The organism is Collimonas sp. OK307, assembly GCF_900113705.1.
Taxonomy (GTDB): domain Bacteria; phylum Pseudomonadota; class Gammaproteobacteria; order Burkholderiales; family Burkholderiaceae_D; genus Collimonas.
Window position 1 is genome coordinate 268021 of the sequence record NZ_FOQI01000002.1, and the last position, 20990, is coordinate 289010.

The following is a 20990-nucleotide window of genomic DNA, read 5'->3' on the forward strand; positions in this document are numbered from 1 at the left end:
CCAGTTACCGGTTAATGCAAATCCGGCAAAGCCTTAGTATGTTCAATCTGTACAGCCCGCAGTTCCCGCGGATCCAGCGCCAGCAACGAGAGAATTGTCGGCGCAATCTGGTTAGTCTCGACATGCTCATCATTTGATTGGTGTCCGATACCAGCACCCCATATCACGATAGGCACATGTCTATCCTGGTGTGCATCGCCACCGTGTTCGGCAATCTTGGACAACTTGCCGCCGGCCCAGACGACTCCTTGCTGCGCGATGCCGACCACATCGGGAACGCGTTCATCGCCACGCTTGGTGCCGAACCAATCTTCAGCCTCTTCGCCCGCATAGATTTTTGTGACGCCGGCTTGCGTGAATGGTTTGGAGATGGCGTTACCCAAAGTATCCGAGCCGATGCCGGTTCCCGAATAAGCTAGCAGGAATTTCTTCGCAAAGCGCGTTGCTTTAACCGAGCGGTCGGTGAGCCACATCAGAATACCGTCGTCATCAATTGCATGTGCCACCAAATGCGTTTGGGCGGGGTCCTTGCAGCTTGCACTATTGTTTTCCCACGCGCAGTTCAATGCGTCAATCATGTTGCCATCATTGATTATCGTCAGTGCCGAGCGGTTTTGTGGGGACTGGCCATGTTTTGCGGAGAGAATCACCACCGTGTTTTTGAGATCAAGCGCGTTGACCATGGTCTTGAGCCGATCATCCACGAAAGTAAGTGCACTTTGCAATACCGGTCCTGGCACAGCGCCGTTCAAGGTGTAGCCGCCCAGACCGTTGGTCATGATGGTGTTGGGGTCATTCGGGTCTGTGTAGTAGCCTGATTTGTTGAGTTTCTGCGCGGTGGAGACAGCCTGGAAATTCATGCCGAAAATAGCTGGCGTACCCAATGAGTTATTGCCGGCGTGATCGAAGCCCTTGATCCAGTTCACGACAGCCTTCACTTTGAAGGCATCGTATTTTTGCGTGTTAGTGTTGTCTTTGGTCCAGTCGTTACCGGGACCCGCAGGTGTCGATGGATCCGTGACAGAACTGTTGATTTCAGGTGCGAACAAGTCATCAATGCCCTTGCCGGACGGGCCGTTGAGAATTTCATACGCTGCGTGCTTGTCCGACCACGCTGTACGTAAATGATGCTGCTTCGCCACTTCAAAAATCGTATTCACTTGAAGATACTGATGTGGAAACACCGGCGAACATGTTTTTGGATCTACTGGTAATGTTTTTGGATCTATCAAATCTTGCGCATGCCCGGTCAACTGAGAGATTTTTGTAAAATCAGCATATAACCCGGGAATCTGTTGGCCGCTGTCTAAGCGGTTCATGTCCTTTGCGTCAACTTCGGCATAGTAAACTTCCGCCCCGGGCTTCGCTCCCGCACAGCTGGTCGTTCCCGCAGGCAGCAGCGCCCGGCTGTAGGCGTCGTCGTAATAAATACCCGTGGTTTTCGGATTGCCGCCAGTGACTTGTCCGACCATGCCTGGAAATGAATCCGAAGGAAATGGGGTTCTGGCGTTGGTGTAGTTGGCGCCTTCACGCACCATGCGCGCGATGGTGGAGTGCGGATACGCAGTAACGAACCAGTCAAGATCAGCCTGGTGCAGGCCATCGACTGAAATAAGCAGGACATGCTTGGCTTGTTTAACTGGCTGTTTCCCAGCCTCCATCTCTTCAGCATGACTGAACGTCGTTGTACATGCGAGCCAAGACAGCAGTACCGCCAAAGTGATTTTTTTCGGGGTTTGCATGGTTCTTTTCCTATAGTGAAATAGTGAGAAAGACGGGAATGGGGGAGTGCGGATGTCCAGCATAAGGTGCATATGTGACCGGATAATTACGTACGGCGACATTTTTGAGCGGATCAGAGAGCCAGCTCAGGTGAGCCCGGTCTCTTTGCAAGGATGGGGAAATTGATAATTGATACGTGAATCAGATTTTTTCTGAAGCAGCACGCGCTGGTGACAACGCAGATTGCATTTGTCGAAATGTCAGCTACTGCTTTTGTAGAGACACTGTGTGTCCCTACAGGAGATTACTAAGATGCGGGGAATTGCTTTGCGTGTTGCACAGGAGGGAGCTGGCGCGTCATGCTCAGGAACATGACGCACCGTGTCTGGTATTCCGCCTCAGCCTCGCCGCACCCAAGTCACCTTGCCGGCAGCAATCCCCAACGTCCGCCGGGCTTCCTGATAATCCATGGTCCCGGCGAATTGCTCGCCATCGCGCTCACCGATGCGCCAGACGCAACCGGACAACATAGCGACGGCATCCTGTTCGGTCTTGCCTACCAACGCGCTATCTTCCTGTTTGTCTGCCACACAGCCCGATGAGGCGTTGCTCGCATGCGCTTCGGCTTGCGGAGTTGGCGCCGGTTCATCCATGGGGGCGCATCCTTGCAGCGCGGCGAAACATGCCGCGGCCAATATAAGTCGATTCATGGTCATTTTCCGTAATCAAAATTCAGTGGATTTTCCGCAATGTATCAGCGTATCGGCAACTTGGTGGTGTGCTTGACCTCTTCCATCACCGCATAGGTGTGGGTCTCGCGCACGCCCTTGAGCTGCAACAGCGATTTGCCGAGAAACTCGCGGTAGGCGTTCATATCCTTGACGCGCGCCTTCACCAGGTAATCGAAGCCGCCGGCCACCATGTGGCATTCCAGCACTTCCGGGATGATTTGCACGCTTTGGCTGAATGCTTCGAATACTTCCGGCGTGGTGCGGTCCAGCACCACTTCGATAAACACCAATAGCGCTACGTCCAGCAGCTGCGGATTGAGCTGGGCGGTGTAGTGCAAGATATAGCCGGCCTCCTGCAATTTGCGCACGCGCTCCAGGCAGGCCGCGGGCGACAAATTGACGCGGGCCGAGAGGTCGACATTGCTGATACGACCATCATTTTGCAATTCGGCCAGGATTTTCTTACTTATCTTGTCTAGCATGGGTTGTTTTCTGAAAAATTTTATTCGGTTAAATTTTCTCACCAATAACAAAATTTTGATAGCGGCCATTATTACCAGAATTAATCCATGCCGATGCCGCCTACAATCGAACAACTTAGATTTCTACCGAAACTAAAACAACAATGCCAGCGAGCAAATCTGCGGCTGGACGATGATGTTGCAATTTCTGCAATTTAATTGCAGGCAAAGTCAGCATTATCGCCCGGCAGCGGGTTGCTTACGGCTTGTGGGAGCAACCACAAGTTGACACCTAATATTCTTACAGAGACCGAGACAATCGCCATGCCGCCGCTACCGCCGTCATCCCAGCCATCCAGCATCACTCCTTCCGCCACCATGTTCAGCACTCCATTCACCGCGTTCCACCACGAAGTCATGACCGATCCGACGCCACTGCGCGCCGCCATCACCGCTGCTTACCGGCGCGATGAAACGCTGGCCGTGCAATGGCTGCTGGCGCAGGTGCAGACCAGCGCCGGCTCGCATGCTGCCAGCCAGACGCTGGCGCGCAAGCTGGTGCAAGCCGTGCGGGAAAAGCGCACGCGCGCTTCCGGCGTCGATGCTTTGATGCATGAATTCTCGTTGTCATCGGAAGAAGGCGTGGCGCTGATGTGCCTGGCGGAGGCGCTATTGCGGATTCCAGATCACCAGACTGCCGATCGCCTGATCGCCGACAAGATCAGCAAGGGCGACTGGCGCAGCCATCTGGGTGAATCGCCATCGATGTTCGTCAATGCGGCTACCTGGGGCTTGCTGATTACCGGCAAGCTGGTGGCCACCAATAGCGAGCGCGGACTGGGCTCTGCGCTGACAAAATTGATCGGCCGCGGTGGTGAGCCGCTGATCCGCAAGGGCGTCGACGTCGCCATGCGCATGCTGGGCAATCAATTCGTCACCGGCCAGACCATCGCTGAAGCACTCGACAACAGCCGCGACAATGAAAAGCGCGGCTACCGGTATTCCTACGATATGCTGGGCGAAGCGGCTTTGACGGAAGAAGATGCGGCCGCCTATTACCGCTCGTATGAAGATGCGATCCATGCGATCGGCAAGGCTTCGGCCGGGCGCGGCATCAAGCAGGGGCCGGGAATCTCGGTGAAATTGTCAGCGTTGCATCCGCGTTATTCACGCGCGCAACGGCAACGCACGATGGAAGAATTGCTGCCGCGCTTAAAACAATTGCTGCTGCTGGCTAAACAGTACGACATCGGCTTGAATATCGACGCCGAAGAAGCCGATCGCCTGGAGTTGTCGCTGGATTTGATGGAAGCGCTGGCGTTCGATCCTGACCTTGCCGGTTTCGACGGCATTGGTTTTGTGGTGCAGGGCTATCAGAAACGCTGTCCTTTCGTGATCGATTACCTGGTCGACCTGGCGCATCGCAGCGGCCGTAAATTCATGGTGCGGCTGGTCAAGGGCGCCTATTGGGATTCTGAAATCAAACGCGCCCAGGTCGACGGCTTGTCCGGCTTCCCGGTATATACCCGCAAGGTGTACACCGATGTTTCGTATCTGACCTGTGCACAAAAATTGCTGGCGTCGACCGATGTCATTTATCCGCAATTTGCAACGCATAATGCGCACACGCTGGCCACCATCTATAGCTGGGCGCAAGAAAAAAATATCACCGATTATGAGTTCCAGTGCCTGCACGGCATGGGTGAAACCTTGTACGACCAGGTGGTCGGCAAGGACATGCTGGACAAGCCGTGCCGGATCTACGCGCCGGTCGGCTCGCACCAGACTTTGCTGGCTTACCTGGTGCGGCGTTTGCTTGAAAACGGCGCCAATTCTTCTTTCGTGAATCAGATCGTCGACGAGAATGTGTCGATTGATTCGCTGATTGCCGATCCGCTGCAAGCCGCCCGGGAACTGGGCGGAGAGCCGCATCCGCAGATTGCATTGCCGACGGCCATGTACGGCGCGGAGCGCAGGAATTCGGCGGGCCTGGACTTGAGCAACGAAGAAGTTTTGCGTCAGATCGATAGCGCTTTCGGTGTTTTCGGCAAGCAGCAATGGCATGTCACGCCGATGCTGGCTGAATCACAGACTTCCTTGCAAACGTACAGTCAGGCTGCGCGTCCGGTATTGAATCCTGCCGACCAGCGTGACGTGGTCGGCAGCGTGGTCGAAGCCAGCGTGGCCGATGTGGATAAGGCCTTGCATGCCGCCAGCGTCTACGCCATGGATTGGCAAACCCTGCCGCCGGCGGAACGTGCCGACAAACTGGATCGCGCCGCAGCTTTGTTTGAAGATAATCAGCTGGAGTTGATCGCTTTGGCGATCCGCGAGGCAGGAAAATCGCTGCCCAACGCTATCGCTGAAGTACGCGAAGCGATCGACTTCTTGCGCTACTACTCGGCACAGGTCCGGCATGCGCAGAATGCGCTGGCGCTGGGGCCGGTGGTGTGTATCAGCCCGTGGAATTTCCCGTTGGCGATTTTCATCGGCGAAGTCAGCGCTGCGCTGGCAGCCGGTAACGTGGTGTTGGCCAAGCCGGCCGAACAGACGCCGTTGATCGCCGCGCGCGCAGTACAACTGATGCATGAAGCCGGCGTGCCGCAAGCGGCTCTGCAATTCTTGCCGGGCCAGGGCGATACCGTCGGCGCCACGCTTACCGCCGATTCACGCGTCAAGGGTGTGATTTTTACCGGCTCGACCGAGGTCGCGCAAATCATCAATCGCACCTTGGCCAAACGTTCGCTGGAGGAATCGGTCGACCTGCCCTTGATCGCCGAAACCGGTGGTCAGAATGCGTTGATCGTCGACTCCAGCGCATTGCCGGAGCAAGTGGTGCAGGACGTGTTGAGCTCGGCTTTCGACAGCGCCGGCCAGCGCTGCTCGGCTTTGCGTGTACTGTGTCTGCAAAACGACATCGCCGACCGCACCTTGCATATGCTGAAGGGCGCGATGCAAGAACTGCGGATTGGTAATCCGGATCGTTTGAGTACCGACATCGGGCCGGTGATCGATGCCGATGCACAAGGACAGTTGTTGGCCCATATCGAAAAGATGCGCGCCACAGCGAAAGATTTCTATCAGTTGCCGCTGCCGGCGGAACAAAGCAACGGCACTTTCGTGGCGCCTACGCTGATCGAAATCGGTTCAATGTCGGAGTTGAAGCGCGAAGTATTCGGCCCGGTATTGCATGTGCTGCGTTATGCGCGCAATGAACTGCCACAATTGATCGACGCCATCAACGGCAGCGGTTACGGCCTGACCCTGGGCATCCATTCACGCATCGATGAAACCATCGATTTCATCGTCGCTCACGCGCATGTCGGCAATATCTACGTCAACCGCAATATCGTCGGCGCGGTAGTCGGCGTGCAGCCGTTTGGCGGCGAAGGAAAATCCGGCACCGGGCCGAAGGCCGGCGGTCCGTTGTATCTGAAACGCCTGCAACGTAATTCTGCCGTCTCGTTGGGTGCGCACACGATTCACGCACCGAATGCCGACGCGACGATCGCGACACCGGTGCTGCAAGCCTTGCTGAGCTGGGCCCGGACCCATGGCCATCAACGTATCGCGGCGCTGGGCGAGGAATACATGCATGCCAGCTGGCTCGGTACCTCGCTGGTGCTGCCAGGTCCTACCGGCGAGCGCAACAGCCTGTCGTTCGCACCGCGCGGCGCGATTCTGTGCAGCGCGGATAACGTCGGCACCATGTTGAATCAACTGGCGGCGGTTTTCGCTACCGGCAATTTGCCAGTGGTCGAAACAGCTTCGTCTGCGATGATTCCGGAAGGTTTGCCACGTGCGGTGCGTTCTGCTATCAGGGTGGTCGAGAAGCTCGCCGGCGACGACCATGCCACACGTCTGCAACTGGCTCTGGTCGACGGCGCAGGCACCGCGCGCCTGCGTCCTTTGCTGACAGCGCTCGGGGAACAGAGCGGGGCACTGGTGCCTTTGCTGGAAACTTCGGAATACGCCTCGATTCCATTGTGGCGTTTGCTTGCCGAACGCGCTGTTTGCGTCAACACCACCGCTGCCGGAGGTAACGCCAGCCTGATGACTTTGCAGGCTTAGGCTAATAGAAATCGAATAGCAACAGGTGAAAATAAGAAGGCTGGCTGAACCATGTGTTCAGCCAGCCTTTTTTGTTGAACAGCAGCTTGTGGATAACTGTTCCGGCCGTCTCGATTCCGTTTTCTCAGAGCGCTTACTTGTGATCGTCTTCCTTCTTTTGCAGATGGATGCCGCCATTGTTATGCGGCTGCTCGTGATTTTGCTGCGGCTGTGCCTGAGGTTGCGGCCGTGGTTGCATTTGCGGCTGTGCCTGAGGTTGTGGCCGTGGTTGCATTTGCGGCTGTGCCTGAGGTTGTGGCCGTGGTTGCATCTGAGGCTGAGGCTGCGGCTGCGGCCGCACTTGTATTTGCGGTTGAGGTTGAGGCTGTGGCCGCGGTTCCGGACGGTTGAATACCTGAGGAGCAGGATTTGCCGGCGGCCGATTCATTTCCTGATGCATTTGCTGGCCGCCGTTAGGCCGGTTCTGGAACTGTTCCGGCTGCCGGTTCTGCACGTTCTGCGGCGGTTGAACTGGCTGAGGCTGTGGCTGCGGCCTTGCCATCTCCGGCGCGGCAGGGCGGTTGATGTTCGGCCTTTGCATATTGCCGCCGAACGGATGCTGGTTCAGGTTCGCAGGCTTTTGTGCTTCCACATTCCTGGGCGGAGCCGGGTGCAGGTTCTGCGCGTTTTGCTGTAGCTGATTCGGCATCGGTCTTGCGTTCTGCCCAGGCCGGCCGAACGCAGGATGTCCCTGTTCGCCGGCTTGCGGCTGGTTTGGCGCCGGCCGGACAAATCCCGGGCGCGCCAACTGATTCAGATTCGGTGCAGCACCTACGCCATTTGCACCTGGCGGAACCTTGCCGAAATTAGGCTTGGTCATGTTGTTGAAATCCTGCTGTGGATGATTCTGCCGAGGATTGCCAGCAAACGGCACGGCATTCTGATTCACCTGCGGCTGTACAGGATTTCCCTGCGCACCGAAGTTAGGCCGGGGTGCATTGAAATTAGGAGCGCCACCGCCAGGCTGACCAAGGCGCCCGCCGTTGGCTAACGCGGGATTGTTGGCAGGGCCGCCAAAATTATTGCGATTGTTGTTATTGTTATTGAAACGGTTGTTATTGTTGTTATTGCTGTTGTTATTGTTGTTATTGTTGTTATTGTTGTTATTGCTGTTGTTATTAATCACCGTGTTGTTGGTAACACGGTTGACGATCGTGGTCGAACGCGACACATAGGTATTGTCGTTATACACAACCGCAGGGCGATGCCAGTTGCCGCCATTCCAGTTGCCACCGCCACCGCCGCCACCAGGGCGACCGCCCCAATGCACGCCCCAGGAATCCCAACCCCAGTCGTGATGGCTGATAACGCTGCCCACTGCAATCCCCAACCCGAAAGTAAGCACCCCGGCAGTCACAATTTCGCCAGGCGGGTAATACACAGGGGCGGGTTCGTAGGAGTAGCCGGGATAAACCGGTAGCGGCTCGCCGTAGACCACGCCGGGATTGTAAGCCGGTACATACACTACGTCGGGTTCGGCCGGTTCAATCACGATGGTTTCCGGCGGCGGCGGCACCATTTCCGGGCCGTCGTAGATCGGTGGCTCACCGGGCGCTTGCACGTAATCGTAAGCTGGCGCCGGTTCGGCGCGCGGCCTCACCGCAATCCGCTGTTGTTTAGTGTTTTTCAGGTTGCCGCTGCTGGCAGCGCGCTGACGCATGACCTGAATCGCGTTCATCACATCGACAGGATCGTTGACATAGGCGTCGCCGAGAGCCGAGGTCCAGGGAATATTGCGGGCCATCTGGTCCAGCACGCTAGGGAACTGGGTCAAGCCTTTTACGCTGACATCCCAGGGTTGTTGGTTGGCGGCGTCCTGCAACTGGCTGCCTTTCAGATTCTTGTTCTGCGCCAGCCAGTTGTCTGCAGCCGTTACCTGGTCGGGATAGCTGGATGCTGCCAGTACTTGTGCCACCAGTTTGTCAGGAAACAAGGCGATCGGGCCGACCAGCTGGTATAGCTGATCGGCGGTTGGCGGGACATACGCGGGGGCCGCCTGTGCCTGTGGTACTTGCGGCGCCGACGCGGCTGGCGTGGTGTCGGTTTTCTTATCGCAGCCCGCAAGCGGCAGCAATGCTACGCACACGCTCAGCATCAGCGCCAATGGGGTTTTATTGTTTTGCATTTTTTCTCCCGACAGCAAGATATGGATATAGATAGTAGTTACAAGCTAGCACGGCAGATTGTCTATGCAACAAGGGGTTACAAACTCTTGCAAGTCTCACACTCTATAATCACACTCTGCAAACGGCCGGCCTGAATTTGCCCGTATTTTCATTTAACGTTCCCTCATCAGGTCTCGATGACACGGACGATGGCATACAATCAATTATCAATTTCAATATTGCTAAAACGGTAAATATCGCAACCTGGGCACTGCTGGGACACTTGCCAAATTGAACTTTTTCATCATGCGGCTCATCACAACTCTATGACTACCTCTAAATTTCGACCCGCGCGGCTACTGTTATGGTCAATCGTGGCGTTGATCGGTTTGATTGCCCTATGTACGGCATTAGTGCTCACCTTCGACTGGAACCACGCCAAGCCGTGGCTCAACCAGCGCGTCAGTGAGGCGACCGGACGCAATTTTGCGATTCGAGGCGATCTGTCTTTGACCTGGGAAAAATCCCAGACCGACCAGGATAGCTGGCGCCGCTGGGTGCCCTGGCCGCGTCTTAGCGCCAAAGACATCGTGCTCGACAATCCCGAGTGGGCCAAGACCGGCCCGCATATGGCGGAGATCGGCCAGCTGACATTTTCGTTGAGTCCGTTGCCTTTGCTTGCCCACAATATCGTTTTGCCGTCGCTGGAGCTGACTGCGCCTTTCATCGCATTGGAACGCAAGCCGGATGGCGAGAATAACTGGACTTTCAAATCGAGCGGGCCTTCTGCCTGGCAGCTGGAACTGCAGAAACTGGTGCTGGCCAAGGGGACGGTGAGATTACTGGACCCGGTCAGCAAGGTCGACATCAAGGCCGATATCGATAGCTTGCCGGCCACCACCGCGGAAGGGTATGGCATCGGCTGGAAGGTCGGCGGCACATTTAACAAGGCCGCCGTCAGCGGCGAGGGTAAGGCAGGTGCAGTGCTGTCGTTGCAAAATTCCAGCACACCGTATCCGCTGCAAGCTAGCGTCCATATCGGCAAAACCGCGATTGCGATACAAGGAACCCTGACCAAACCGAGCGACCTGGCGGCGCTTGACCTGCGTCTGAAACTGTCTGGCGCCAGTATGTCGAACCTGTACCCGTTGACTGGCATCGTACTGCCAGCGACGCCGCCATTTGCCACCGAGGGACGGCTGATCGGCAAGATCAACCGCGCGGGCGGCGACTGGACTTACGATAAGTTCAGCGGTCATGTCGGCTCCAGCGATTTGTCCGGGACGCTTGAATATATCGCCCAAAAACCACGGCCATTGTTAAAAGGCGCGCTGCTCTCCAACCAGCTCAGGCTGCAGGATCTGGCGCCGCTGATCGGCGCTGACTCGAATGCCAGCAAGGCCAATCGCGGCGACGGCGTGGCCCAGCCAGGCAATAAAGTGCTGCCGGTCGAGCAGTTCGACACTACGCGCTGGGGCAGCATCGATGCCGACGTCAAATTCACCGGCCGCAAAATTATCCGCGACAAAGAGCTGCCGATCCAGGATCTGGTGGCGGACCTGCATTTGAAAGACAGTGTGCTGTCATTGACGCCATTGAATTTTGGCGTGGCGGGCGGCAATCTGATTTCCAACATCAAGCTTGATGGCAGCAATAAACAGATCAAGGCTGAGATGAAGATCTCGGCACGGCACCTGAAAATCAAACAGTTATTCCCGACATTAGAGTCGGCCCAGGCCAGTTTGGGCGAAATAAACGGCGATGCTTCGCTATCGGCTGTTGGCAATTCCGTCGCCAGCATGCTGGGCAGCGCGAACGGCGAACTGAAAACACTCGTCAATCAGGGCTCCATCAGCAAGTTCGTGCTGGAAGCGGCTGGCCTGAATATCGGCAATGTCGTCATTTCCAAGCTGTTCGGCGATAAACAGGTCAAGGTGAATTGCCTGGCCAGCGATTTTGCGGTGACCAATGGCGTGATGGACGCCCGCACCTTCGTGATGGATACCGACGATGCGATCATCAGCGTTGATGGCAAGATCAATCTGGCTCAGGAGTCGCTGGCCCTGATCATTCATCCGAAATCCAAGGGGCTGCGGATTTTCACGCTGAGAACGCCGATATACGTCACAGGCAGCTTCAAGAACCCTGATGTAGGGGTGGACAAGGGTGTATTGGCCTTGAAGGCTGGCGGCGCGATTGCGCTTGCCGTGCTGGCGCCGGTGACGGCTGTGCTGCCGTTGATTAACATCAGCTCTGATCAGCAGAGCGATTGTGCAGGTTTGCTGGCGGAAGCCCGGCAGAAGCCGGTAGCGCCTCCGCCCGGCAAGACTTTGCAGCAAAAGAAAGCGAAAGCGCACTAGGCGCCTTTTTTACCTGAAGCAAAGGAAGGGTGGGCACGCCTTTGTACCCCCCTACAATCGAAGCACCGACCGCAACATCTCAATCCAATCCGTCAAACACCGCGTCGTCCGGTCCGACATGGTGCGGCGAATGCCAGCTGACATCGCGCATCGAATGCTGCACCTGATTCTCCACGCCTAGCAAAGTTGCAAAGATCGCCATTCTTACCGGTATGCCGTTGTCGGTCTGGCGGAAAATCGCCAGGCGCGGATCGTGGTTGAGATCCGTGCTGAGGTCGTTGGCGCCGGGGCGGCCATCGCGCGGCAAAGGATGCATGACGATGGTGTCGACGCTGCAGGTGGCGTCGATCAGAGCCTGGTTAATCTGGAAATCCGGGGTATAGCCTTCTATCGCTTCATCGGCAAAGCGCTCCTTCTGGATCCGCGTGGCATACACGATGTCAGCGCCTTTCAGCCCCTGCGCCAGGGATGTTGACTGTTCCACCACATGGCCGCCGCGTGCAATCCGGTCCAGTATATGCGCCGGCATCTCCAGCGTAGGCGGTGCGATCAGGGTGAACTTCAGGCCGCGGTAGAGCGCCAGCAGCTTGATCAGCGAATGCACTGTGCGGCCGTACTTCAAATCGCCCGCCATGACGATGTGGGAGCCATCAATCAGTTTCCCTAGCCGCGAGAATTCGCGCTGTATGGTGTACAGGTCGAGAATCGCCTGGCTCGGATGCTCGCCGGGGCCATCGCCGCCATTGATCACCGGGATATTCGTAGCGCGAGCGAATTCGTCGACCGCCCCTTGTTCCGGATGCCTGACCACCAGCGCGTCGACATATCCGCTGATGACACGGCTGGTGTCGTAAATCGACTCGCCTTTGGTCATGGAAGAGAAGGTGAAGCCGGTGGTATCGCATACCGAGCCACCTAGCCGGCAAAAAGCCGCCCCAAAACTGATACGCGTGCGCGTGCTGGCTTCGAAGAACAAATTGGCTAGCACGGCACCCTCGAGGATGCGCGAGACCTTCTGACGCCTTGCAATGGGCTGCATGATGTCCGTCACGCGGAATAGCTGCTCGAGTGAATCGCGAGAGAATTGATCAACTGACAGGAGTTGCGGTTTGCCGTTATGGGAAATCTGCTCGCGTAGCGGTGCGTCTGGCCTTGCTATATATACGCTCTGCGTTAATGGCGATTTCATCGGGTCGCCCGCAAGGATCTCGTTGACGAATTTGCTCACAATGTCAGGCATGACGCGGAATTCACCGGATGTTTCCGGTAGCAGCCAGGTATCCAACGCGCGCTTTCGAACGCCGATTCGATCGGAAAAATTGTCCCTGGTGAGGTTCATGCGACGCATTGCATCGCGGAGAAAAGTCTGTTGATCGCTCATTCGCATCTCCTTATATACGCTATGCGTACATTAAAGGTTTGAATTTAGCTTGTCCAGATTTTTCGTTTTTTTACGGCTGCTTATTATTTAGGCAGAAGAAAAATTTTCTTAAAAATTGCCTGCCAGGACTAAAAAACATCCATAAACAGCCGCTTTTTTCGATTTTGTGGATAAAGCTGTGGATATCGTGTTTTTCATTTGTGGATATCTGGAATAGTTTTCCACAGCCGCCTTTTTATCCAAGAACTATTCTTCAGGGATACACCGATTACTCAGCCTTTATCCAATTCGCAAGTCATTGAATGAATGGTCAAATTTATAGTTATCCACAGAAAAGCAGGGCGTTAACTACTACTACTATTTATATATATAAATCTTTAAATACAAAACCGAAAAGCTTTTTCTTTTGAAGTTGCTTTAAAAAAATAATTAACGAAAAAAGGTTAAAAAACCAATTTTTCAAAAAAAATTTGTTTTTTGTTCGAGTTCTATTTCATGAAATTTACAAAAGACATCTACTTCGAAAGCAGAAAAGAAGGAAATTCAGAAAAGCAACTGTGGATAAGTCTTTGGATAACTACAGGAATCCATTGTGAATAAATACGTTAGATATCCACACCCTATTTTTTATCCAAGAAATGTTCTTTCCAGATACAAGGTTTACTCAGCCTTTATCCAAGTCGTAAGTACTTGAATGAATAGTCAAATTCGTACTTATCCACAGAAAAGCATGTGGTTAACTACTACTACTATTTATATATATAAATCTTTAAATACAAAGCTGAAGAAGCTGGTTTTCCAAAAAAAGAGGTTTTCTTTCTCAAAAAAATGCTTTTAAAACATTAATTACGCCAAATCGTTTTCAATATGGCAAATATTGCAGCGATAACTGGTTCGTCTTTACGTTTATCCAGGGTGATAAACGAAAGTTCGGTGGATAAATTGACCGTGTCTGAAATTACCAGGCCATGAGCATGTGCTTCCCGTAATGCAATCGACTCACGCACCAAAGACAGACCAACTCCGGATTTCACCAGATCTAGCATCGATGGTTCTTGATCAACCAAAGCAACTTTATTGGGAGTAACTTTGTATTGAGCAAAGGTTTTACTGAGTAAGCGATGATGGGCCGACTCTGGCGGAGTCCAAATCCAGGGTAATTCAGCCAATGCCGGCCAGTCTTTTCCGGAAACGCGACTTTTCCAACCTGATGGTGCAAGCACACAGTAAGTAAATTGTGTCAGTGTGAGCCTATGGAAAGTTTTGCTTGGTGTGCCGAGGTAGTAGCCGACATCAAGATGGCCGGATTTGATTTGCCGCAGTACATCACCAGACATGCTGTGTTGCAACTGTGTAGAAAGTTGTGGATAACTTTCTACCAAACGCTGGAGGAAAGCACCTAGCCGGATAAATTCAGGATCGAGAATTGTGCCGATCGCGAGTTTTCCGCTCAGTATTTCAGAGCTGTTTGAATGCAGGCTTTCTGCTTGTTGACGTAATTCGGATACGGCTGCGATTGTACGTTCGGCAAATGGCAGTAACTTGATGCCATCGTCGGTTAACCTCATGCCGCTGGGGATGCGTGTAAATAATTGCAGATTCAAGCTGTTTTGCAACGACTTGATTTGCAGGCTGACAGCCGGTTGTGTGACATGCAGTAATTCGGCAGCGCGGGTCAGGTTTCCTTCTCTGGCGACGGTGACGAAGGCGCGAAGTTGGGTGATATCCATTTGATTAATTTTTCATCATGGTGGTTTTATTATTAGGATTACTTATATTGATGTTGATCATAACTCATTGGATTGTTGGTAAAGCTAGCGATATTCTGTAAAAACGCTATCCCAACCCGGTTTCACCAAAAGGAATCCTTATGACTGCCTCATTCAATTCATCCAGTTCAACCCCGCTTATCCAGCACTACATCAATGGAAAAGTGGTTGAATCCAGCAGCAGCCGCATGCAAGATGTGTTCAATCCGGCCACCGGCGCAGTTTCTGCGAAAGTTGTGTTGGGTAGTGTGGAAGAGGTCAACGCTGCAGTTGCTGCGGCGTCGGCCGCGGCACCGGCATGGGCTGATACTGCGCCGCTGAAGCGTGCGCGGGTCATGTTCCGGTTCAAGGAATTGATGGAACAGAATCATGATGCTCTGGCAGCGGCGATTACGCGTGAACATGGCAAGGTATTTTCCGATGCCAGGGGAGAAGTGACACGTGGTATCGAGATCATCGAATTTGCTTGCGGTATCCCGCATCTGCTGAAGACGCAATTTACGGACAATATCGGTGGCGGCATCGATAACTGGAATTTGCGTCAGCCGCTGGGTGTCACCGCCGGCATCACGCCTTTCAATTTTCCGGTGATGGTGCCGCTGTGGATGGCGCCGATGGCGATTGCTACCGGTAATACTTTTATTCTCAAGCCATCTGAACGCGATCCATCGCCGTCATTAATGATGGCCGATCTATTTCACAAGGCAGGTTTGCCGGATGGTGTATTCAACGTTGTGCAGGGCGATAAGTTGGCAGTCGATACGTTATTGCAGCATCCTGACGTGAAGGCGGTATCGTTTGTCGGATCGACGCCAATTGCAGAATACATTTACCAGGAAGGCGCCAGGCGCAAAGGCGCTTACCCGCTTAGAGTGCAAGCGCTGGGCGGTGCCAAGAATCATCTGGTGGTGATGCCGGATGCCGATCTGGACCAGGCGGTCGATGCGTTGATGGGTGCCGCTTACGGATCTGCCGGCGAGCGTTGCATGGCCATTTCCGTGGCGGTCGCAGTAGGCAATGTTGCCGATAAATTGATTGCAGCTTTGATTCCACGCGTGAAGGCACTCAAGATCAAAAATGGCATGGAAGCAGATGCCGAAATGGGTCCGGTTGTCAGCGCCTCACACAAGGATAAGATCGAGACCTATATTGAAGGCGGCGTTGCTGCCGGAGCCAAGTTGCTGGTCGATGGCCGTGGTTTGAAAGTAGCCGGCCTGGAGCACGGATTCTTCCTTGGCGGATCGCTGTTCGATCAGGTTACGCCAGAGATGACGATTTATAAGGAAGAGATTTTCGGGCCGGTTCTGTGCATCGTCCGGGTTCCGGATTTTGCTGCCGCCGTGAATCTGGTCAATGCCCATGAATTTGGCAACGGTGTATCTTTGTTCACCTCGGACGGCAATACTGCGCGCGAGTTTTCACGTCGGGTTGAGGTCGGAATGGTGGGCATCAACGTACCGATTCCAGTACCGATGGCATGGCATTCTTTTGGCGGCTGGAAGCGTTCTCTGTTTGGCGATACGCATGCGTATGGCGAAGAAGGATTGCGGTTTTATACGCGGTACAAATCGATCATGCAACGTTGGTCGCAGACGATTTCGAAAGGCGCGGAATTCACCATGCCGGTCGCAAAATAAATAGTATAAATAATTAAAAAAAATAGAAAGAGACGCATGGAAACTGCAGGTAAGTACGACTACATCGTGATTGGCGCGGGGACCGCCGGCTGTGTGCTGGCGAATCGCTTGACACAGGATAGTTCGGTCAAGGTGCTACTGATTGAAGCAGGTGCAAAGGACGATTACATCTGGATCCATATTCCTGTCGGCTACCTGTATTGCATCAATAATCCTCGCACTGACTGGATGTACCGTACTGAACCTGATGTCGGTTTGAATGGCCGCAGCCTGATCTATCCGCGCGGTAAGGTATTGGGTGGAAGTTCATCGATCAATGGCATGATTTACATGCGCGGCCAGGCACGCGATTATGATCAGTGGGCGCAGCTTACCGCTGATCCGGCATGGCGCTGGGAACAGGTGCTGCCATTGTTTAAAAAGAGCGAAGATCACTACGGCGGCGCTAATGAATTCCACGGCGCGGGCGGTGAGTGGCGGGTTGAAAAGCAGCGTTTGTCCTGGAAAATCCTGGATGCCTTCCGGGATGCTGCAGCGGAAGTCGGCATCCCCAAAGTTGACGACTTTAATCGCGGTGACAACGAAGGATCCGGTTACTTTGACGTCAACCAGAAACGCGGCATTCGCTGGAATGCAGCCAAAGCGTTTTTGCGTTCAGCCAGCGGTCGCGGCAACTTGACGATCATGACTGGTTGCCAGGTCAGGCGGCTGGTGCTGGAGCGCGGCGAGCAGGGGCTGGTGTGCAAGGGAGTTGAGTTTTCAGGTGGCGGCAAGGAGTGGCATGCCGAGGCCAGCCGCGAAACTTTATTGAGTGCAGGCGCTGTAGGCTCTCCGCAAATTTTGCAATTGTCCGGCATCGGACCGGCGGCGCTATTGCGGCAGCATCAAATTCCGGTCATGCAGGATATGCCTGGCGTTGGAGAGAATCTGCAAGATCATTTGCAGATCAGGATGGCGTTCAAGGTTAGCGGCGTCAAGACGCTGAACACGATGAGTAACAACTGGTTTGGCAAAGCGAAAATCGGCATGGAGTATCTGCTGAGTCAGAGCGGCCCGATGTCGATGGCGCCATCGCAGCTGGGAGCGTTTGCCAAATCCGATACTGCGCAGTCAACCGCCAATCTGGAATATCACGTGCAACCTTTGTCGCTGGAGAAATTCGGCGATCCTCTGCACGCGTTTCCGGCCTTCACCGCCAGCGTCTGTAATTTGCGACCGACCTCGCGCGGCCATGTGCGGATTGGCTCAGGTACGGCAGAGGGCGCGCCAAAAATCACGCTGAATTATCTGGATACCGAGGAAGACCGCAAAGTGGCGGCAGCTTCGTTGTTGCTTACCCGGAAAATCATCGGTGCGCCGGCGCTGCAAAAGTATTTGCCGGAAGAGTTCAAGCCTGGCTTGCAATACCGGACTGAAGAAGAATTGATCAAGGCTGCCGGTGAGGTAGGCACCACGATTTTTCACCCGGTGGGAACCTGCAAGATGGGCCGCAGCGACGATCCTATGGCGGTAGTGGATAGCCAGCTCCGGGTTAAAGGAGTAGCTGGATTGCGCGTGGTTGACGCCTCCGTGATGCCGACGATCACCTCCGGCAACACCAATTCACCGACCTTGATGATTGCGGAAATGGCAGCAAAATTCATAAAGGAAGGTCGCTAGCAGGCAGAATATAGTTTCCACGCATAAATATCGAACAAACTATTTCGTCAGGCATAGTTAATTTCTGTAAAGTTTTTGTATAGTATTTCTACGTATTGCTCCAGTAGAGTGGCAACGGTAGTATCCATAAAAAAATATAAGGCTGATAAGATGATTGCCATATCATCTTTGAACCAGGAATGTTCCGAACAAGCAATATCAATAGGAGACCAGATGACCGACATCATCTTGGAGACAAAAAACCTGACCAAGGAGTTCAGGGGGTTTACGGCTGTTAATGGCGTTAACCTGCAGGTCGAGCGCGGCCATATCCACGCACTGATCGGTCCCAACGGGGCAGGGAAGACGACTTGCTTCAATCTGCTGACTAAATTCCTGGTGCCGACTTCCGGCCAGATCCTGTTCAACGGCCGCGACATCACCACCGATGCGCCGGCACAGATCGCCCGCCAGGGAATCATCCGTTCCTTCCAGATTTCTGCTGTTTTCCCGCATTTGAGCGTGATGGAGAACGTCCGCATAGGATTGCAGCGGACACTGGGGACTTCTTACCATTTCTGGAGAAGCGGCAAATCGCTGACGCAATTGAACGAGCGCGCGATGGAATTGCTGGCAGAAGTCGACCTGACCGAATTTGCCGATACCCTGACAGTCGATTTACCTTACGGCCGTAAGCGTGCGCTGGAGATTGCCACCACGCTGGGGATGGAGCCGGAACTGATGCTGCTGGATGAGCCCACGCAAGGCATGGGACACGAAGACGTCGACCGGGTCACCGCGTTGATCAAGAAGGTATCTGCCGGCCGCACCATCCTGATGGTGGAGCACAACATGAATGTGGTGTCAGGCATCTGCGACAAGATCAGCGTGCTGCAGCGCGGTGCGATGCTGGCGGAAGGCCGCTATGAAGAAGTTTCGAAGAACCCATTGGTAATGGAAGCCTATATGGGCACCACCACCGAGGTACTGGCAGGAGCGCATTGATGTCTGCAGTTGATTCCCCACAATCCTCATCTGTCGGCGCGGCTGCTAAAGGCACGCCTGCGCTCGCTCTCGAAAATCTGCAAGCCTGGTATGGCGAATCGCATATTTTGCACAACGTGAACCTGAGTGTTCATAAGGGCGAAGTGGTGACGCTGCTGGGCCGCAACGGCGCCGGCCGCACCACTACCATGCGCGCGATAATGGGCTTGACCGGTTCACGCAAGGGCTCGATCAGGATCGGCGGAGTCGAGACGATCGGGCTGGCGACTCACAAGATTGCACATCATGGCGTCGGATATTGCCCTGAGGAGCGCGGCATTTTTTCGTCCTTGTCGACGGAAGAAAACCTGATGTTGCCACCGTCGCTGTCGACCACCGAAAAGGGCATGTCTGTCGAAGAAATCTATGACATGTTTCCCAACCTGAAAGAACGCAGGAACAGCCAGGGTACACGGCTGTCTGGCGGTGAACAGCAGATGCTGGCGGTTGCGCGCATCTTGCGCACCGGCGCACGTTTGTTGTTGCTGGATGAAATTTCAGAAGGCCTGGCGCCGGTGATTGTGCAAACGCTGGCACGCATGATCACCACGTTGAAAGCCAAGGGTTACACGATCGTGATGGTGGAGCAGAACTTCCGTTTTGCCGCGCCGTTGGCAGATCGTTTTTATGTGATGGAGCACGGTCAGATTGTCGAGTCGTTTGCTTCGTCGCAGCTGGAAGAAAAGATGCCGGTGTTGAATGCGTTATTAGGTGTGTAGTTTGGGCAGGGAGTCTCGGTAATTGCGAGATGACGAGTCGTTTAAAAAAATGGAGAAGACAATGAATATCAAATTAAAGACTTTGGCAGTCGCGGTGAGTAGCACCATCGCTCTCGGTTTTGCAGTGCCTGCATCGGCGCAGATTTCCGGGGACGTCATCAAGATCGGTTTCATCACCGACATGTCGAGCGTCTACTCCGACATCGACGGCCCTGGCGGCGCTGAAGCGATCAAGATGGCGATTGCCGATATGGGCGGCAGCATCAACGGCAAGAAAATCGAACTGGTGACGGCCGATCATCAGAACAAAGCCGACATCGCATCGAGCAAGGCACGCGAATGGTTCGACCAGCAAGGACTGGACGTGCTGATCGGCGGCACCAACTCCGGTACTGCTTTGGCGATGGCAAAAATTACGGCTGAAAAGAAGAAGCCGTTCTTCGAAATCGGCGCCGGCAGCACGCGTCTGACTAATGAAGAATGCACGCCTTACACTGTGCACTATGCCTACGATACCTACGCCTTGGCCAAAGGTACCGGCTCTGCCGTGGTTAACCATGGTGGCAAGACCTGGTATTTCCTGACTGCCGACTATGCGTTTGGCGCTTCACTGGAAAAAGATACGACCGCAGTGGTGAAAGCTGCCGGCGGCAACGTATTGGGCGCGGTCAAACACCCGCTGAACGCTTCCGATTTCTCTTCGTTCATGCTGCAGGCGCAATCGTCTAAAGCGCAAATCATCGGCCTGGCGAATGCCGGCGGCGATTTGATCAATGCGGTCAAGGCTGCGAATGAATTCGGTGTTACCAAGAACGCCAAGCTGGCTGGTTTGCTGGTGTTCATCAATGACATCCATTCGCTGACGCTGAAACAAACTCAAGGCATGTACCTGACCGACAGCTGGTACTGGGATCAAAACGACGAGTCGCGCAAATGGGCCAAGCGTTATTTTGAAAAAATGAAAAAGGAACCATCCAGTTTGCAAGCGGCCGATTACTCCGCAGCGATGCAATACCTGATGGCGGTCAAGGCTATCGGCACGGATGACGGCGACAAGGTCATGGCGCACCTGCGCACCGCCAAGTTCAACGACATGTATGCCAAGAACGCTTATTTGCGCCCGGACGGCCGGGTGGTGCATGACATGACGCTGTATCAGGTCAAGGCGCCGGCTGACTCGAAATATCCTTGGGATTACCTGACCAAGATCCAGACCATCCCAGGCGAACAGGCTTTCACCGCCAAGGCCGAGAGCAAGTGCGGATTGTGGAAATGATATAGCAGCTCTGCAGTAACCGCGCTTGATCATGGTT

Annotated in this window: 13 protein-coding genes; 7 read left to right on the forward strand and 6 right to left on the reverse strand. The window is 54.2% G+C overall.

All coding sequences use genetic code 11. From position 1 onward, the window contains the following. Nucleotides 1-11: 11 nt before the first annotated feature. The 3 genes from BM205_RS04910 to BM205_RS04920 form a co-directional block, all read right to left on the reverse strand. Entirely contained in the window at nt 12-1742 is a 1731-nt protein-coding gene (locus BM205_RS04910; RefSeq protein ID WP_092413130.1) for an alkaline phosphatase family protein, read from the reverse strand. Nucleotides 1743-2120: 378 nt separating this feature from the next. After that, the gene (locus BM205_RS04915) at nt 2121-2432 is read right to left on the reverse strand and encodes a hypothetical protein (RefSeq protein ID WP_254783747.1); all 312 of its coding nucleotides are present in this window, start codon (nt 2430-2432) and stop codon (nt 2121-2123) included. A 44-nt stretch (nt 2433-2476) separates the two neighbouring features. After that, nucleotides 2477-2935 (reverse strand): Lrp/AsnC ligand binding domain-containing protein, encoded by a 459-nt coding sequence (locus BM205_RS04920; protein ID WP_014008389.1) that lies wholly within the window; start codon nt 2933-2935, stop codon nt 2477-2479. 357 nt (nt 2936-3292) lie between these two features. On the opposite strand from BM205_RS04920, the gene putA reads away from it, so the two are divergent. After that, entirely contained in the window at nt 3293-6985 is a 3693-nt protein-coding gene (gene putA / locus BM205_RS04925; RefSeq protein ID WP_092413133.1) for a trifunctional transcriptional regulator/proline dehydrogenase/L-glutamate gamma-semialdehyde dehydrogenase, read from the forward strand. 133 nt (nt 6986-7118) lie between these two features. On the opposite strand, the gene BM205_RS24210 is transcribed toward putA, so the two are convergent. After that, nucleotides 7119-9149, reverse strand: coding sequence for a DUF3300 domain-containing protein (locus BM205_RS24210; protein ID WP_175511163.1), 2031 nt, complete (start codon nt 9147-9149; stop codon nt 7119-7121). A 306-nt stretch (nt 9150-9455) separates the two neighbouring features. Here BM205_RS24210 and BM205_RS04935 point away from each other — a divergent pair, with 306 nt between their 5' ends. Then, entirely contained in the window at nt 9456-11489 is a 2034-nt protein-coding gene (locus tag BM205_RS04935; protein WP_092413135.1) for an AsmA family protein, read from the forward strand. Nucleotides 11490-11568: 79 nt separating this feature from the next. Here BM205_RS04935 and BM205_RS04940 read toward each other — a convergent pair whose 3' ends face one another. After that, nucleotides 11569-12870, reverse strand: a complete 1302-nt coding sequence (locus tag BM205_RS04940) for an aspartate carbamoyltransferase (RefSeq protein WP_092413137.1) — start codon at nt 12868-12870, stop codon at nt 11569-11571. Between the two features lie 842 nt (nt 12871-13712). Further along, nucleotides 13713-14600 (reverse strand): LysR family transcriptional regulator, encoded by an 888-nt coding sequence (locus BM205_RS04945; RefSeq protein WP_092413139.1) that lies wholly within the window; start codon nt 14598-14600, stop codon nt 13713-13715. 140 nt (nt 14601-14740) lie between these two features. Here BM205_RS04945 and BM205_RS04950 point away from each other — a divergent pair, with 140 nt between their 5' ends. From BM205_RS04950 to BM205_RS04970, 5 genes are all read left to right on the forward strand, one after another. Further along, a complete protein-coding gene (locus tag BM205_RS04950; RefSeq protein ID WP_092413141.1) occupies nt 14741-16276 on the forward strand; it encodes a CoA-acylating methylmalonate-semialdehyde dehydrogenase in 1536 nt (511 codons plus the stop codon). Nucleotides 16277-16312: 36 nt separating this feature from the next. After that, a complete protein-coding gene (locus tag BM205_RS04955) occupies nt 16313-17935 on the forward strand; it encodes a GMC family oxidoreductase (protein WP_092413142.1) in 1623 nt (540 codons plus the stop codon). 213 nt (nt 17936-18148) lie between these two features. Then, the gene (locus tag BM205_RS04960) at nt 18149-18919 is read left to right on the forward strand and encodes an ABC transporter ATP-binding protein (protein WP_092413143.1); all 771 of its coding nucleotides are present in this window, start codon (nt 18149-18151) and stop codon (nt 18917-18919) included. Further along, nucleotides 18919-19677 carry an ABC transporter ATP-binding protein gene (locus tag BM205_RS04965; RefSeq protein WP_092413144.1) on the forward strand — a complete coding sequence of 253 codons (759 nt, stop codon included), beginning with the start codon at nt 18919-18921 and terminating at the stop codon, nt 19675-19677. Before BM205_RS04960 ends, BM205_RS04965 begins: the two co-directional genes overlap by 1 nt. 67 nt (nt 19678-19744) lie before the next feature. Next, on the forward strand, nt 19745-20953 hold the full coding sequence (locus tag BM205_RS04970; RefSeq protein WP_092413366.1) for an ABC transporter substrate-binding protein: 1209 nt from the start codon (nt 19745-19747) through the stop codon (nt 20951-20953). The last annotated feature ends 37 nt before the right edge of the window (nt 20954-20990 follow it).